Source organism: Pantoea sp. CFSAN033090 (assembly GCF_001264395.1).
Classification (GTDB): Bacteria; Pseudomonadota; Gammaproteobacteria; order Enterobacterales; family Enterobacteriaceae; genus Pantoea; species Pantoea agglomerans.
Map to the genome: position 1 here is coordinate 353555 of NZ_LGYX01000007.1, position 17399 is coordinate 370953.

General features: G+C 54.5%; 13 protein-coding genes. 11 read left to right on the forward strand and 2 right to left on the reverse strand.

The annotated features are described in order from the left end of the window. Positions 1-2: 2 nt before the first annotated feature. The 10 genes from kdsD to npr all read left to right on the forward strand — a co-directional run bounded on the left by kdsD (position 3) and on the right by npr (position 6986). A complete protein-coding gene (kdsD, locus tag AFL22_RS08435; RefSeq protein WP_010251903.1) occupies positions 3-986 on the forward strand; it encodes an arabinose-5-phosphate isomerase KdsD in 984 nt (327 codons plus the stop codon). A gap of 13 nt (positions 987-999) precedes the next feature. Beyond that, positions 1000-1566 (forward strand): 3-deoxy-manno-octulosonate-8-phosphatase KdsC, encoded by a 567-nt coding sequence (gene kdsC, locus AFL22_RS08440; protein ID WP_010251905.1) that lies wholly within the window; start codon positions 1000-1002, stop codon positions 1564-1566. Further along, positions 1563-2135, forward strand: coding sequence for an LPS export ABC transporter periplasmic protein LptC (gene lptC, locus AFL22_RS08445; RefSeq protein ID WP_031592009.1), 573 nt, complete (start codon positions 1563-1565; stop codon positions 2133-2135). The genes kdsC and lptC overlap by 4 nt, the downstream gene beginning before the upstream one ends. Then, positions 2110-2661: a lipopolysaccharide ABC transporter substrate-binding protein LptA gene (gene lptA / locus AFL22_RS08450; RefSeq protein WP_010672013.1), complete on the forward strand. Its 552-nt coding sequence runs from the start codon at positions 2110-2112 to the stop codon at positions 2659-2661. The genes lptC and lptA overlap by 26 nt, the downstream gene beginning before the upstream one ends. A gap of 5 nt (positions 2662-2666) precedes the next feature. Then, complete coding sequence (lptB, locus tag AFL22_RS08455) at positions 2667-3392, forward strand: LPS export ABC transporter ATP-binding protein (RefSeq protein WP_003851107.1); 726 nt, start codon at positions 2667-2669, stop codon at positions 3390-3392. A 48-nt stretch (positions 3393-3440) separates the two neighbouring features. Continuing rightward, a complete protein-coding gene (rpoN, locus tag AFL22_RS08460) occupies positions 3441-4874 on the forward strand; it encodes an RNA polymerase factor sigma-54 (RefSeq protein ID WP_010251911.1) in 1434 nt (477 codons plus the stop codon). A 21-nt stretch (positions 4875-4895) separates the two neighbouring features. After that, a complete protein-coding gene (hpf, locus tag AFL22_RS08465) occupies positions 4896-5183 on the forward strand; it encodes a ribosome hibernation promoting factor (protein WP_010251913.1) in 288 nt (95 codons plus the stop codon). A 152-nt stretch (positions 5184-5335) separates the two neighbouring features. After that, positions 5336-5815 (forward strand): PTS IIA-like nitrogen regulatory protein PtsN, encoded by a 480-nt coding sequence (gene ptsN / locus AFL22_RS08470; RefSeq protein ID WP_010251916.1) that lies wholly within the window; start codon positions 5336-5338, stop codon positions 5813-5815. A 47-nt stretch (positions 5816-5862) separates the two neighbouring features. Next, positions 5863-6717, forward strand: a complete 855-nt coding sequence (gene rapZ, locus AFL22_RS08475) for an RNase adapter RapZ (protein ID WP_010251920.1) — start codon at positions 5863-5865, stop codon at positions 6715-6717. Continuing rightward, complete coding sequence (gene npr, locus AFL22_RS08480) at positions 6714-6986, forward strand: PTS phosphocarrier protein NPr (protein ID WP_010251923.1); 273 nt, start codon at positions 6714-6716, stop codon at positions 6984-6986. Before rapZ ends, npr begins: the two co-directional genes overlap by 4 nt. Before the next feature lie 3 nt (positions 6987-6989). Here the strand turns inward: npr and mtgA are convergent, their stop codons facing one another. Together mtgA and arcB are read right to left on the reverse strand one after the other, a co-directional pair. Next, positions 6990-7709 (reverse strand): monofunctional biosynthetic peptidoglycan transglycosylase, encoded by a 720-nt coding sequence (gene mtgA, locus AFL22_RS08485; protein ID WP_010251926.1) that lies wholly within the window; start codon positions 7707-7709, stop codon positions 6990-6992. Positions 7710-8597: 888 nt separating this feature from the next. Beyond that, positions 8598-10931, reverse strand: a complete 2334-nt coding sequence (gene arcB / locus AFL22_RS08490; protein ID WP_010251930.1) for an aerobic respiration two-component sensor histidine kinase ArcB — start codon at positions 10929-10931, stop codon at positions 8598-8600. 889 nt (positions 10932-11820) lie between these two features. Between arcB and AFL22_RS08495 the strand changes: the two genes are divergently transcribed. After that, positions 11821-17352, forward strand: coding sequence for a glutamate synthase-related protein (locus AFL22_RS08495; RefSeq protein ID WP_052271179.1), 5532 nt, complete (start codon positions 11821-11823; stop codon positions 17350-17352). Positions 17353-17399 lie beyond the last annotated feature (47 nt).

Genomic DNA, 17399 nt, shown 5'->3' on the forward strand with positions numbered 1-17399 from the left:
CTATGTCATATCAGCAACCAACAGCATTTGATTTCCAGCAGGCGGGGAAAACCGTACTGCGCATTGAGCGCGAAGGTCTGGAACAACTCGATCAATATATTAACGACGATTTCGCCCGCGCCTGCGCCCTGATCTACGCCTGTCAGGGTAAAGTGGTGGTGATGGGCATGGGCAAGTCTGGCCATATCGGCAAAAAAATGGCGGCGACCTTTGCCAGTACCGGCACGCCCGCTTTTTTTGTTCATCCGGCCGAAGCCAGCCATGGCGATCTGGGCATGGTGAGCAAAAATGATGTGGTCATCGCCATCTCCAACAGCGGTGAGTCGAACGAAATCCTCGCGCTGATTCCGGTTTTAAAGCGTCAGCACATTACGCTGATCTGCATGACCGGACGGCCTGACAGTGCGATGGGCCGGGTTGCCGATGTGCATCTGTGTGTCCATGTTCCGCAGGAAGCCTGCCCGCTGGGTCTGGCACCGACCACCAGCACCACGGCCACGCTGGTGATGGGTGACGCGCTGGCGGTTTCGCTGCTGGAAGCGCGCGGCTTCACCGCCGAAGACTTTGCTTTGTCCCATCCTGGCGGTGCGCTGGGTCGTAAACTGCTGCTGCATGTGGCTGATATCATGCACAGTGGCGATGAACTGCCGCACGTCACACGGGACGCCTCGCTGCGCGATGCGCTGCTGGAGATTACCCGCAAAAATCTGGGGCTGACGGTGATCGTCGACGACCTGATGAAAATTGAAGGTATCTTTACCGATGGTGACCTGCGCCGCATCTTTGATATGGGCATCGATTTCCAGCGCGCCACCATCGGGGAAGTGATGACGCCAGGTGGCATCCGCGTCCGGCCTAATATGCTGGCGGTGGAAGCCCTGAACCTGATGCAGACCAAAAACATTACCTCGATTCTGGTGGCCGATGACGACCATCTGCTCGGTGTGGTACATATGCATGACATGCTGCGCGCTGGCGTAGTCTGAACAGGAAGAGAAAATGCAACAGGCAACCCACCCGATCGAAACCTGCTACGGCCCGGTCAGCGCTGACGTTATGGCGCGCGCCAGCAGGATTCGTCTGCTGATCTGCGATGTCGATGGCGTGATGTCCGACGGAGTGATCTACATGGGGAATAATGGCGAAGAGCTGAAGGCATTCAACGTGCGGGACGGTTACGGCGTTCGCTGTTTGCTGACCTCCGATGTGGAAGTGGCTATTATTACCGGCCGCAATGCCCGTCTGATGGAAGATCGCTGCAAAACGCTCGGCATCCGTCATCTTTATCAGGGACAATCGGATAAGCTTTTGGCCTATCGTGAACTTCTGGATAAACTGTCTCTTTCCGACGACCAGGTCGCCTACATCGGTGACGATCTGATCGACTGGCCGGTTATGGCAAAAGTGGGATTAAGCGTGGCGGTGGCGGATGCACATCCGATCCTGTTGCCGCGCGCGCATTATGTCACGCGGATTGCCGGTGGACGCGGTGCAGTTCGCGAAGTATGTGACCTGATCTTAATGGCGCAGAACAAATTTGAGGATGCCAAAGGGCAATCAGTATGAGTAAAAGCAGGCGTTGGATAACGCTGATTCTGACCTTGATTGCACTGGTTTTGATCGGCTGGAATCTTACTAACCAGGATGACGATGGCACGCCAGTCGGCACGGACACTCAGTCACCGACCTATACCAGTGCTGATTCACACACTGTGGTTTATAACCCGCAGGGCGCGCTGTCATATAAACTAGTCTCTGACAAAGTGACCTATTTTTCGGATGATGAACTGAGCTGGTTCGACAATCCGGTCATGACCACCTTTGATGAGAACAAAATCCCTACCTGGACGTTACGCGCGGATAAAGCAAAGCTCACCAAAGATCGTATGCTTTACCTGTATGGCCATGTTGAGCTGAATACGCTGACGCAGGATTCTCAGCTTGAGCGGATCAAAACCGATAACGCCCAGATTAATCTTGTCACTCAGGATGTTACCTCTGATGACCAGGTGACATTGTATGGCCGCAGTTTTAACTCCACCGGCATGAAAATGCGCGGCAATTTACGGACAAAAAACGCCGAGTTAATCGAGAAGGTCAAAACCTCTTATGAAATTCAAAATGAACAAAAATAGCCTGAAGCTTTTACTGGCCAGCATGCTGCTGGCAACCAGCGTTCCGGCGCTGGCTCTGACCGGTGACTCGGACAAGCCCGTCAATATTGACTCGCAGAATCAGGCGCTGGATTTGCAAGGCAATGTCGCGACCTTTACCGGCAATGTCATCGTGACGCAGGGCTCAATTAAAATTACGGCAGATAAAGTCGTGGTGACCCGTCCGGGCGGCGACAGCAAGAAAACCATCGTTGACGCCTACGGTAATCCCGCCACCTTCTATCAGATGCAGGACAGCGGTAAGCCGGTACAGGGTCATGCCGCAAAACTGCACTATGAACTGGCTAACGATTTCGTTGAACTGACCGGCAATGCGTTCATTGAGCAGCAGGACAGCAACATCAAAGGCGATCGTATTACCTACCTGGTGAAAGAGCAGAAAATGCAGGCTTTCAGTCAGGGTCAGAACAAGCGCGTCACGACTGTACTGGTGCCGTCGCAACTTCAGGACAAAGGTTCGTCCAACAGCGGAAAGAAGAGTAACTGATAGCTATGGCCACATTAATCGCAGAAAACCTGGCGAAGGCATATAAGGGCCGTCGCGTGGTAGAAGATGTCAGCCTGCAGGTAAAATCCGGCGAGATTGTCGGCCTGCTGGGCCCGAACGGTGCCGGTAAAACCACCACCTTTTACATGGTGGTGGGCATTGTGCCGCGTGACGCTGGCCGCATTATTATTGATGATGAAGATATCAGCATCCTGCCGCTGCATGCCCGTGCGCGTCGTGGCATCGGCTATCTGCCGCAGGAGGCATCGATCTTCCGTCGCCTCAGCGTCTACGATAACCTGATGGCGGTCTTGCAGATCCGTGACGATCTGACCGAAGAGCAACGCCAGGATCGTGCCCGTGAGCTGATGGAAGAGTTTCACATTGAGCACCTGCGCGACAGTATGGGCCAGGCACTTTCGGGTGGTGAGCGACGTCGTGTTGAGATTGCGCGGGCGCTGGCGGCTAATCCTAAATTTATCCTGCTGGATGAACCTTTTGCCGGTGTTGACCCCATCTCCGTTATCGACATTAAGAAGATCATTGAGCATCTGCGTGACAGCGGCCTCGGTGTGCTGATTACCGACCATAACGTACGCGAAACGTTAGCAGTCTGTGAGCGGGCTTATATCGTCAGCCAGGGGCACCTGATCGCACACGGCACACCGAATGAAATTCTTGCGGATGAGCAGGTTAAGCGGGTTTATTTGGGTGAAGAGTTCAGACTCTGATAAGGTGTCGTTAATACCGATGTTTACCTGGGAACGATCATCCTGTCTATGAAGCAAGGTTTACAACTCAGGTTCAGCCAACAGCTGGCAATGACTCCGCAATTGCAACAGGCGATTCGCCTGCTGCAACTCTCTACGCTTGAACTCCAGCAGGAGCTTCAGCTTGCGCTGGAAAGTAATCCGCTGCTTGAGCAGACTGACCTGCATGAAGAGATCGATTCACGGGAGTCTTCAGAGGCCGAGGCGCTGGATACACGCGAAGCGCTTGAGCAGAAAGAGATGCCTGATGAACTGCCGCTGGATGCGACCTGGGATGAGATCTACACCGCGGGTACGCCTTCCGGCACCGGCACCGATTACCAGGATGATGAGTTACCGGTTTATCAGGGCGAAACAACCCAGTCGCTGCAGGATTATCTGATGTGGCAGGTCGGACTGACGCCGTTCAGCGATACCGATCGCGCCATTGCCACCTCTATTGTCGATGCTATTGATGACACCGGGTATCTCACCGTTTCGCTTGAGGAGATCCTTGACAGTATCGGCGATGATGAGCTCGAAGCGGATGAAGTTGAAGCGGTGCTGAAACGCATCCAGCGCTTTGACCCGATTGGTGTTGGCGCGCGCGACCTGCGTGACTGCCTGCTGGTGCAGCTTTCACAATATGCGCCCGAAACGCCGATGCTGGCAGAGGCGCGTCTAATCGTCAGCGAACATCTCGATCTGCTGGCAAACCACGATTTCCGCAGCCTGATGCGGGTCACCCGCCTCAAAGAAGAGGTGCTGAAAGAGGCGATGCTGCTGATTCAGTCGCTGGACCCGCGTCCGGGTCAGTCGATCAACACCGGCGAACCAGAATATGTCATTCCCGATGTGCTGGTGCGTAAGATCGGCAGCCGCTGGACGGTTGAACTCAATGCCGATAGCGTGCCACGTCTGAAGATCAATCAGCACTATGCGGCAATGAGCGGCGCGACGCGGAACGACAGCGACAGCCAGTTCATTCGCAGTAATCTGCAGGAAGCCCGCTGGCTGATTAAGAGCCTGGAAAGCCGCAATGATACCCTGCTGAAAGTGACCCGCTGTATTGTTGAGCAGCAGCAGGCCTTTTTCGAGCAGGGTGAAGAATTTATGCGCCCGATGGTGCTGGCGGATATCGCCCAGGCCGTTGAGATGCACGAATCGACCATCTCCCGCGTTACCACGCAGAAGTATCTGCACAGCCCGCGTGGCATTTTTGAACTGAAGTACTTTTTCTCCAGTCACGTTAATACGGAAGGTGGCGGTGAAGCCTCCTCTACCGCGATTCGTGCCCTGGTGAAAAAATTAATTTCGGCGGAAAATCCAGCCAAACCCTTGAGCGACAGTAAACTGACCTCCATGTTATCTGATCAGGGGATCATGGTGGCACGGCGTACCGTCGCCAAATATCGTGAGTCTTTATCCATCCCGCCATCGAACCAGCGTAAACAACTGGTTTGAAAGAAATGAGAAGGAAGACCTATGCAGCTGAACCTGACCGGGCAACACGTTGAAATCACTCCACCTCTGCGTGAATTCGTCAACGGTAAATTTGCCAAACTGGAACACTATTTTGAACATATCAATCAGGTCTATATTGTCCTGAAGGTTGAGAAAGTCACGCAGGTGGCTGACGCAACACTACACGTGAATGGTGGCGAGCTGCACGCCACATCCGAAGCGGAAGATATGTATGCGGCCATTGACGGACTGATCGATAAGCTCACCCGTCAGCTGACCAAACACAAAGATAAACTGAAAAAACACTAACCTTCACGCTAGCGACGCGCGCCTGGCGCGCAGAGCCGACAGGATGGGGCGGATAATCCGCCCCGTTTTGTCATCTGAGCAGGCGCCGTTTGTCACACGCGTCAATACGCGCTGGCGGTGAATGGCCTGGTGAACACGCAAGTGAAACGATAATGAACAACGATCTCACACTGGAATTGAGCACAGTGCTTTCGCCAGACTGCACCCGCAGCGGCGTCCACTGCCAGAGCAAAAAACGTGCGCTGGAAATCATCAGCGAACTGGCCGCTAAGCAGCTCAACCTGCCGCACCAGACGCTTTTCGAAGCGATCCTGACCCGCGAACGCATGGGCAGTACCGGTATTGGTAACGGGATAGCCATCCCGCACGGCAAGCTGGAAGAGGATACGCTGCGCGCGGTTGGGGTGTTTATCAGCCTCGAACAGCCGATTGCGTTTGATGCCGTCGACAACCAGCCGGTCGATCTGTTGTTTGCCTTACTGGTCCCGGCTGACCAGTGCAAAACACATCTGCACACCCTGTCACTGGTGGCAAAGCGTCTGGCAGATAAAACGGTTTGCCGTCGTCTGCGCGCAGCGCAGAGTGATGAAGAGCTCTATGCCATTATTACGGAAGTCCAGTCGGAGCAGTAACGCGTCTTTACCGGCCGGGTGCCGGTTTTAAAACGGGAGAGAAGGTCATGGTGCTGATGATCGTTAGCGGTCGTTCAGGCTCGGGGAAGTCAGTGGCGCTCCGTGCGCTGGAAGATATGGGGTTCTACTGCGTTGATAACCTGCCGGTCGTGCTGCTGCCTGAGTTAGCTAACTCGCTGGCTGAGCGCAATATTTCGGCGGCGGTCAGCATCGACGTGCGTAATATGCCCGAATCCCCGGAAATTTTTGAAACCGCACTGAATAATCTGCCTGATACATTTTCCCCTCAGCTGCTGTTTCTCGACGCCGATCGCAACACCCTGATTCGTCGTTACAGCGATACGCGCCGTCTGCATCCCCTCTCCAGCAAAAACCTCTCGCTGGAGAGCGCGATTGATGAAGAGAGCGATCTGCTGGAGCCACTTCGTTCACGTGCCGATCTGATCATCGACACCTCAGAGATGTCGGTGCATGAGCTGGCAGAGATGCTGCGTACCCGCCTGCTGGGCAAGCGTGAACGTGAGCTGACCATGGTGTTTGAGTCGTTTGGCTTCAAGCATGGCATTCCGATTGACGCTGACTATGTATTTGACGTGCGCTTTCTGCCCAACCCCCACTGGGATCCCAAACTGCGCCCGATGACCGGCCTCGATCGTCCTGTGGCGGCCTTCCTTGATCGCCACACTGAAGTGCATAATTTTATCTACCAGACGCGCAGCTACCTTGAACTCTGGCTGCCGATGCTGGAGACCAATAACCGTAGCTATCTTACCGTGGCGATTGGCTGCACCGGCGGTAAACACCGCTCAGTCTATATTGCAGAACAGCTGGCAGATTACTTCCGTTCACGGGGTAAGAATGTGCAGTCACGCCATCGTACGCTGGAAAAGCGCAAATCATGACCGTCAGACAAACTGTAGAAATCAAAAATAAGCTGGGCATGCATGCACGTCCGGCGATGAAGTTATTTGAGCTGGTGCAGAGCTTTGATGCCGAAGTATTACTGCGTAATGAAGCGGGCACTGAAGCCGAAGCCAGCAGCGTGATTGCGCTGCTGATGCTCGACTCGGCAAAAGGCGGCCACATTGAGATTGAAGCCAGCGGCCCGGAGGAGATCCCGGCGCTGGCAGCGGTCATTGAGTTATTTGAAGCGGGTTTCGATGAAGATTAATGCTTAGTCGAGCTGATTACGCTGCAGGAAGCCTTCCCCACCAAGCTGGCGCATCTGACGCAGTATCCACTGCTGCCGCTCTCTGACGTAGCCTGAGGGTGCTGCAGCACGATAACGTATCGGATTAGGCAGCACCGCTGCCAGTAAGGCAGCATCTGCTGCGGTCAGCCGGCTGGCAGGCTTATGGAAGTAGCGCTGAGAAGCCGCCTCAACGCCAAAGATGCCGGGCCCGAACTCCGCAATATTGAGATAGACGGTTAAAATACGCCGCTTCGTCCAGACCGTTTCAATTCCTACCGTCAGACCCGCTTCCAGACCTTTACGCACCCAGCTGCGACCATCCCAGAGGAACAGATTCTTCGCCGTCTGTTGAGACAGCGTGGACGCCCCACGCATCCGGCTATCGCTGTTATCCAGTACAGACTCAATCGCCGCCACATCAAAGCCCCAATGGGTGGGAAACTTTTGATCTTCTGAGGCGATAACGGCCAGCCCCATCCAGGGCGAAATCTCGTCATGGCCGACCCAGTCTGAATGGGCGACATAACTAAAATCACCGCGTAACCAGGCTCCAATCTGTCGTTCAGCCATCACCGCTGAGAACGGCACGGGTAAGAACGAAAAGAGTAAAATGCCCGCCAGCCATATTCCCAGCCACACCAGTACGATACGACCAACAATACGTCTGATACGCTGTCCGACGCTTCCTTTATGCTTGTTCATGCAATCTTCCCACACTTGTTTCAGACGTTAATCAATCACTCATGTAATCACTGCTAAAAAAGCAGCCTTTTTACGATTATCGCTGAAAACTGACAGGCTGTTTCCAGACTTTATTCAATCATTTTGCATCAACATGCTGCAACAGTTCGAAATAGTTCAAGTACTTCCGCAAAAAAGGAATCGGTTCCATTCATTGCCATTGCTTAGCATCTTTCCAGATAAACACTTAATAATGAGTAATAAGCGCCCGCATGAATCATTTACCATGCTTAACTGTTATTATTTTCTTAATCCTGCCGCGCCCAAAGGTTAATCAGAATTATCGTTATAACGGATAAATAAGCAGCGCTTAATGGCGTCACGGGTTGCCAGAATGGCACTATTTCCTTCCAGTAATAACCCTGATAGCAGAACGACAGAAGGACAAACTTTTAGATTCTTTTTTATCATTCCAAATCGTTTTGGATAATTCGTGTCATTTCAGGCAGCGCGCTTGCAATATCAGCGCGTTAGCCTCACTCAAAAGGCAAATGTTAACGGCGGCTCACTTTGGTGCTGCTCAGCCTCAGTTTCCCTGCCCGGCAGCATTAAAACTACACGAAAAAGCGTAAAACTGATTAAAATAGCAGCAACACAGCACAGAAATTAATTCCTTACTTGACTGTGTTGCCAAATTAATGTTTTCTGTATTTAAACGCTGCTCAATATCACAAATTTTAATGAATCTTGTCGCATGAGAAGATGAATTTGCTAAGGTGATGACAGTGTTAACCAATACCCTGCGGCTGCATTAATTATTCAAATCATAGCGGCCGCAATGATTTCCCTGGTGTTGGCGCAGTATTTCGCGCACCCCGGCCTCGGCTGGGGTCATTTTTTTCCGGGGTATCACTTATCCTGCTCTGCCACCCAGTCGCGTAATACCTGCACATCGTGTCGCCATTCATGCTTCAGCTCATCAATCCATTCACCCACATTGTCCCACCACGCCGGTAACTCCGGACTCTGAATCTGTTTCGCCAGCATCTGCAAACGCTGCAGCCCGACCGAACCCGCCGCCCCTTTGATTTTGTGTCCCTCTTCAGCAATGCCTTTCTGATCGCGCGCCATCAGATTCGACTCCAGCACCGCAAGGTAGTCCGGCATCATCTTTTCAAACATCGTCAGGCTTTGGGTAATCAGGCTGGGACCAACCAGCTCGATATACTGTTCGAGCATCGCGACATCCAGCAGCATCCGGGTTTTGTCATCGCTGACATCAGCGATCTCCTCTTCCGGTTCTGCCTGATAATCCCAGTACTTTTTAATCATCGCAGTGAGTGCCGGCACTGCCAGCGGTTTGCTGAGCACGTCATCCATTCCCGCGTCGAAGTACTCTTTTTTGTCTTTGAGGACATTGGCGGTAAGAGCAACCAGCGGGGGCAGATGCGTTCCCTGGTACTGCTGGCGAATCGCACGTGAGACATCCAGCCCGGTCATATCGGGCAGCTGAATGTCCAGCAGCACCAGGTCAAACTCCAGCGGGTCAAACATCGCCAGCGCCTCGCTGCCGGTCATGGCGACCTCTACACTGCAGCCCAGCTTCTCCAGTACCGAGCGCGCCACAATCACATTGAGCTCAATATCTTCAACCAGCAGCACGTGCAGCGCAGGCAGTGGCAGGCTGTCGTCCACGCCTTCATCCTCCACCTCTTCAGCAATGCGTGGCGCTTTAATCTCTACGGTGAAGCAGGAACCCTGTCCCGGCGCACTGTGCACGCGGATATCACCGCCCATCGCCTGCGCCAGGCGGCGTGATACTGCCAGTCCGATGCCGGTACCGGTAGCCGGTTTACCACCATGCTGATCTTTGACCTGATAATACATAGCGAAGATCTTGTCCTGCTCCTCCTGACGGATACCCATGCCGGAGTCCTGCACCTCAAAGCGCAGCGTCTCGTCCTGCTCATAGGTTACCCGCACCACGATCTCGCCCTGCTGGGTGAACTTCACGGCGTTACCAATCAGGTTCCACAGAATCTGGCGCAGACGCGTTCCATCTGTAGAGATCATATGCGGCAGGGGCAGTTGCGGCGCGAGCACAAACTTCAGCCCTTTCGGCTGTGCCAGCAGACCAGAGAGGTTTTCTAAATCGGCCAGGAAACCGGTGAAGTCGAGCGGCTGATTATCCAGCTGTACTTTACGGCGCTCGATTTTGTCCACCTCAATCACATCATTGAAGATATTGCCCAGCGTGATGGCGGAGACGTGGATGGTTTTGAGATATTTCAGCTGTTCCTGATTAAGGTCGGTGTCCAGCAGGATGCGGCTCAGGCCGACAATGCCATTAAGCGGCGTACGAAGCTCGTGGCTGATCGTAGATATAAAGGTGGTCTTCTCCCGGCTGGCGTTCTCTAACGCGTCCTGATAGCGCTTACGTTCGGTTATATCGCGGCCAAAGCCCATCAATCCGCTGCGCTTACCCACGCGGTCGTAGTAAGGCACTTTACGGATCTCGAAGCAGGCTTTGCGTCCGTCGGGATATTGCAGCCACTGTTCATAGGTCAGCGAGACGTTGTGGCGGAATACCTTTTCGTCCGTTTCCAGCACCTTAGTGGCCGCTTCATCATCATAGATATCGCGCGGCGTCAGGCCAATCAGCTGCTTTTCGCTTTTGCCGGTCAGCAGCTCCATTGCACGGTTGCAGCCGGAGAACTGTTTATCGATGTTGCGATAGAACACCAGGTCAGGCGAGGCATCCAGGAAGGAGCGCAGGAAGGAGGATTGCTGTTCCAGCTCAATCTGTGCCTGCTCACGACGCGTTACCTCTTCACGCAGCTTATCCATCACCTGTTCGCGTGCCAGCTCCGCCTTTTTACGATCGCTGATCTCCTGATTCAGCTGCGTAATGGTCTCTTTCATCTGCTGATTGAGTTCCAGATCGCGGGTACGCATCTCTTCCAGCTTATCCACCAGCCGTGCCAGGCGTTGCCGTGACTCCTCCAGCTGATCGACCACCACTGAGAGAAAATAGACCGCCCAGGGCGTGATCAGCAGCCCGAAGAAGACCGAACGCACCACGTCAATACTCTCGACATGGCCCCGCAGTACCATCGTGACCGCCATCTGGACAATCATCGCCAGCACCACCAGCGCAGACGCCAGCAGCAGCGAGAACCTCACCAGTCCAAGCTTCACCATTAAATCAACGTAGTACTGCGCCAACAGACGAATTTGTTTCATAACAACTCCCTGGAAGAGAAACAGCCTCATAATAGCGCAGTTAACCCGCTGCCGTCGCAGCACGTCGCGTGGAGATAAGGGATCAAATGCGCTTTTATGGTGCAGCAGCCTCGCCGATCGGCGACGTTAAGGACAAAGCGGTTAAAACCCTTGACTGACTGTGCCAAATGAATAATCTGTAAGGCCGCCAGCGAATCACCGATTTCTCTGTACGGCCTTTTTTCAATATCCTGGCAGCGTCCTGTTGCACAGGCACACCCTTTTATATGCATAGCCATTCATCTTTAATGCTGTTTTAAGCATGCCCATGCTGATTAATTTTTCTTATAACCAACCGCGGTTTCATTCAAATAGCCGGACATAAGAAAAACAGATACATGCTATGCATCATGGGTGCTGAACAGCATTTAATGCTGCTTAACACCCTGTCACCAGCATGGTGCAGAGATCTGACGCCTGCACTACAGTGAGTCAGTTCACATTTATCGGCTTGTCGCCAGGCACCAGAGTGATACATTTTAAACCTTAAAAATCATTAAATTCATACACTTAATCAGATAAAACGCATGATAATCCCGTCTGACCGCCCTATTTGACCTGATTACGCTTTCCCGATAAGTTGGAAATCCGCTGAAAGCTTTCCAGACGGGCCATTGTCTCGGCATATCTATGCAACAAGAAGACTCCCGCGTGGTTTAAGTCATCTCCTTTAAGAGACCGGAAATCAGAGAGCAGCTCAATTAAGGACGTTTTACCGATGTCTGGAGAGAAATGCTCAGGGCTATGACGCGCGCTCGACAGAGCATGGCGATGAAAATGATAGCGCCCCCGTTGCGCTCAGACCCTGAAACAGTGCAGGTAATGTCAAAGCAGTTTAAGGAGACCCTCAATGTCCACTAAAAAACCTCAATCCTATGGCTTGTATGATCCGACAGCAGGCAGTGACAGCTGTGGTGTAGGTTTCATTACGCGTAAGGACGGCGAGCAGACCCACGAGATTCTGCAGATGGCGCACAGCGCCCTGTGTACGGTGCCTCACCGCGGCGGCATGTCAGCGGAAGGCGTTGGCGACGGCGCGGGGGTCAACGTTGATCTTTCGCTGCAGTTCTTCCGCAAAATTACCGGCCAGCCGCTGGAAGCGGGACGCTTTGGTGTCGGTAACTTCTTTGTGCCGAAAGATGCTGAGCTGCGCGCGAATGCCGAACGTCTGGTGGATGAAACCCTCAGCAGCTTTGGTCTGCCGGTACTCATGAAGCGTGACATGCCGCTCGACAGCAGCGTGACGCGCCCGGCAGCCGCGCAGTTCCAGTTACCGATTCTGCAGTGGATTTTCACTGCGCCACAGGATGTGGTGGATCAGAACGACTTCGAAAAACGCATCTACCGTGCCCTGTTAACCATTGAAGCCCGTGCCTTTACCGAAAGCGAATTTGGCGGCCTCTATCCGCTGTCGCTGTCGTCACGCACGCAGGTGTTCAAAGCCCGTCTGAATTCCAATGAAGTGATCCCTTACTTCAAAGATCTGACCGATCCGGATCATCAGGTGCGCGGGCTGTTTTTCCATACCCGCTTCTCCACTAACACCGATCCCCATACCACGATGGCGCAGCCGTTCCGCCTGATGGCGCACAACGGCGAGCTGAACACTGACCGTAAAAACCGCATCGCTGAGTCCGCGCTGGCGCTGGCCCGTGGCAAGACCATCGTGCGGCCTAAAGGCCAGTCCGATAGTTCGCGCCTGGATCAGAGCATCCACAGCCGTCTGATGGAAGATGACCTCGATCTGATCACCGCCGTGGTGTCGATGATGCCGCCCGCCTGGGAAAACGACAGCGCGCTGTCGCCAGAAGTGCGTGACATGCTGGAGTACTTCTCGCTGTATGAAGAGAAGAACGACGGCCCTGCTGCCTTAATCTTTGGTAATGGCGAAGTGATTGGCGCGCGTCTTGATCGTCTGGGTCTGCGTCCCCTGCGTTCAGTAGAAACCGCTGACTATATCGGTGCGATGTCGGAAGCGGGCCAGATCGCCTTCCCACCTGAAAGCGTGTTGCGTCGTGGGCGTATCGAAGCGGGCGGTATGCTCTATTTCGATCACCGTGAAAAACGCAGCTATACCACGCTGCAGGCGCTGGAAAAACTGGCCGCAGAGAAAGATTATTCGGCGTTGCTGCGTGAAGCGCGCGTCGGTCTTGACGATCTGCCCGAGATCCCGGCAGAACAGCAGGGTTCACCGCTGCGTTATCGTGGCGATCTGAAAACGTATCAGCGCTTTGTTGCCTACTACTACAATCAGGAAAGCTTCAAGTTCATGATGGACCCGATGCTGAATACCGGCGCAGAGAAGATCTCTGCGATGGGTTACGGCAACGCCATCAACGGCTTATCCGATCATGAAGGCGGCATGGCGCACTACTTCTCTCAGCGCTTTGCGCAGGTCACCAACCCGCCGCTGGACTCTATCCGCGAAGTGGATGGCATGACGTTGCGTGTCGCGCTGGGGGCAAAACCCCATCTGGGCCGCAGCAAAGGCCGTCAGATTGTGGTGCCGACCCCGATTCTCAGCCACCTCGATATGCTGCGTTTACGCGAGCAGACTATCGCACCTTATGCCCGCTTTGAGATGCTCTATGAGCCGGTGATCGGCAAAGATCTGCTGAGCACCACCGCGAACGCGAATGCTTTGGAAAAAGCGATTGATGACCTGGCGCAACAGGTGGTTGATTTTGCCCGTACCCAGGGTGGCATCGCCGTACTTACCGATCGCCATATCTCTTCAAAGCACGCCGCGATCCCGATGCTGCTGGTGGTTTCCGCCATCAACCAGCGCCTGATAAAGGAAGGGTTGCGTCTGGATGTTTCTCTGGTGGTTGAAAGCGGCCAGAGCATCTCGTCGCACCACATTGCCGCCACACTTGGCTTTGGAGCGTCAGCTATCTATCCGCTGGGCGTACAGATGCGCGCAGAGGAGAAATTTGGTGAAGGTGAAGAAGGTAACAAAGCCTTTAAGCGCTATGCCAAAGCGGCTGAAAAAGCACTGATGAAAACCATGGGCAAAGTGGGCCTCTGTACCGTTGAGAGCTACAGCAGCGGTGAGTTCTTTGAGCCTAACTTCCTCAACACCGATGATCCGGTGCTGAAAAAGTATTTCCCGAATATCAAAACGCCGGTGGGCGGCGCAGGCTTCGCGACGATCGCGCAGATGGCCGTTGACTGGCACCAGAGCGCACTGAAGATTCAGGGCGAATCTGAAGTTCCGTTGCTGGGCCTGTTCAAAGAGCGTGCAGAAGGCGCAGGTCACTCCTACGGCACCATCGCCGTGCGGACCTTTATCGATATGACCGAAGAACCGATTCGCTTTGCCGACAAAGCGCGCGAAGAGGACAACTTCATCCGCCTGATGACGCTGGCTAAACTGGATAATGCGTTTGGCATCAAGCCTGAGACCTTTAAAGACAGCAGCTTTGAGCGCATCCCGGATGAGGTGATCAATAATTTCGCGATTACTGCTGATTACCGTCAGTTCTCAAGCCTGATGTATGAAGAGCGTAAACGTCGCCCGGCGGCCCTGCGCGACATCCTGACATTCCCGGCTGACCTGACCCACATCGACAGCGAAGCGGAGTTCCGCCGCAAGCTGGGACGCTACTCGCTGACCAACAACGGCTTTGCCATTCGTGGCATGGAGTGTGAAGTGGTAGATGGCAGCCTGAATCACTTTATGCTGCGTCTGACCGATGCGATTGAAGGACTGAAGCCTGAGAGCGAACGCCTGCAGAACCTGTCACGCGCCCTGAAATCCCGCTTCGGCGACGATATTGAAAGCAGCGAAGTGGTGACTGGCGGTCTGAAAGTGACCGCTTACGGTAAAGCGGCCGATTATCTGTCACGTATCTTCACCACCTTGCCCTCACTGCCGCTGAGCGAAGTGCAGCCAGCCTGTGAAATTACCCGTACCTTTGCCTCCGGGGCGATGAGCCACGGTGCGCTGGTGGCTCCCGCTCATGAAGCGGTCGCGCACGGCACCAATATGGTCGGCGGCATGAGTAACTGCGGTGAAGGCGGCGAGCATTACTCCCGTCACGGCACCATTCGTGCCTCACGCATCAAACAGCTGGCTTCGGGTCGTTTTGGCGTCTGGGCTGCCTATCTGGCAGATCCGATGCTGGAAGAGCTGGAGATCAAAATTGGTCAGGGTGCGAAACCTGGCGAAGGCGGCCAGCTACCGGCGGCCAAAGTTACCGTCGAGATTGCTGCCGCGCGTGGCGGTACGCCTGGCGTCGAGCTGGTCTCACCGCCGCCGCATCACGACACCTATTCCATCGAAGATCTGGCGCAGCTGATCCACGACTGCAAAGCCGCGCGGGTGCGCGTTATCGTCAAGCTGGTCTCGTCTGAAGGGATCGGCACCATCGCGGTCGGCGTGGCCAAAGCCGGTGCAGACGTGATTAACGTTGCGGGTAACACCGGCGGTACCGGCGCTGCGTCGGTGACCAGCCTGAAATATACCGGACGCGTGGCTGAAATCGGCATCGCTGAAGTCCACCAGGCGCTGTGCGCCAACGGCCTGCGTGAGAAAGTGCTGCTGCGCTGCTCTGGCGCACAGCAGACCGGCAGCGACGTGGTGAAATCTGCGCTGCTGGGCGGCGACAGCTTTGAGTTCGGTACGACGGCGCTGATGATGCTGAAATGCGTGATGGCGAAGAACTGTAACGTTAAGTGCCCGGCTGGCTTAACCACGAATGCCGAAGCGTTTGATGGCGATCCACGTCAGCTGGCGCAGTATTTCCTCAACGTGGCGCATGAAGTGCGTGAAATCCTGGCGCGTATGGGCCTGCGCTCCCTGCGTGAGGCACGCGGTCGCTCTGACCTGTTGCACCTGATGGATCACCCGCTGGAAGTGGGCAAGCTCGACTTACGCGCCATGCTTACCGTGGTGCCTGAGCTGAAAATCGACAAGCCGGTTTATCTGGAAAAAGATTTTGAGCTGGATGATGTCTGGATTGAGCAACTGAAGCTGTCGCTGGTGGATCAGGGAAATCCTGACGTCACTCTGGGCAACAACATCGTGCTGAATAACCGAAACAAAAGTGTCGGCGGCCAGCTGGCCATCGACATTGAGCGGATGCTGAACCATCAGCTGAGTTCTGAGCAGCTGCAGGCGATGCCTGCCGTAATGACTGATGATCGCGGTCGTCGCTATCTGGCCCCTGAGAGCGTAAAAATTTCCACCACCGGTTCTGCCGGTCAATCGTTTGGCGCCTTCTGCAACGATGGCATGCAGCTGACCCATTACGGCACCTGTAACGACGGTGTCGGCAAAGGACAGTGTGGCGGCGAACTGATCGTGATGTCGCCTGGTGGCGGCGCGCAGGATGCCGATGGCAACGTGCTGATTGGTAACTTTGCGCTGTTTGGCGCGACCGGCGGACGTCTGTTCGTGCAGGGCCAGGCCGGTGACCGTTTCGCGGTGCGTAACTCCGGTGCCACCGCCGTGGTTGAAGGCGTCGGTGACTTCTGCTGCGAATATATGACCAACGGAGCCATCCTCAACCTGGGCACCTTCGGTAAAGGATTTGGCAACGGCATGAGCGGCGGCTTCGCCTACCAGTACGACCCCTATGGATCGCTGGCCAGCCATGCTGCCGGTGATTCAGTGCAGTTCGGCTCGATTGCCGATCAGGATGAAATGGCCCAGGTGCACAAGCAGGCGGTACTGACCATGCTGAACTGGCATCTGGAGGCGACCAAATCACCGCGTGCCGCCTGGCTGCTGGAGAACTGGGAAACGGAGTGTCACCACTTTGTTTACGTGATGCCGCGCTCGCTGCTGCTCTATCAGGATGGCGGCGAGATTCTGAAAGCCAAGAGCCGCAAAGATCTGCTCGAAGAGCTGTCGACGGCGCTGGCAGGCCATCAGGTGGCGAAGTTTAAAGCCGCATGGCGTCAGGGTAAAACCATCGCCAACGGTGCCGTACCGGCTTATGGCGCGACCGATACGCTGGAGATGTTTGTCCTGCTGAACAACTACACCGTGCTGAGTTTTGCCCAGCAGCTGGCGCTGGGCAAATTACCGAAAGGCACCCCGGTTGAAGATGCGGCAGTTGAAAAAGCGGTCCGTAATCTGTTGATGACGGAAGACTTTTCGCTGATAAGCAAGCTGCAGCGTCATGCCCGTTCCGCTATCGAGAGCTACAGCGATGATGAACTGGCGAGTCTGATTGGAACCAAACGCATGTCAGATTACAAAGCGGCGCTGACGCAACGTAACATCCGCTCCATGGACAGTCTGGCAACCTACGGCTGGATCATGTACCAGGATGCCTGTAACCGGGAAGTGCTGGGCCACCTGCCTGACTTTGAAGAGCTGTTTGCACGAGCGGCATTGCCGGAAATCGCCGCTGCGGTGGGTAAACTCTCCTGACAGTGATACTGATCAGGCTGAACTGAATATTATTAATTGATCATTGC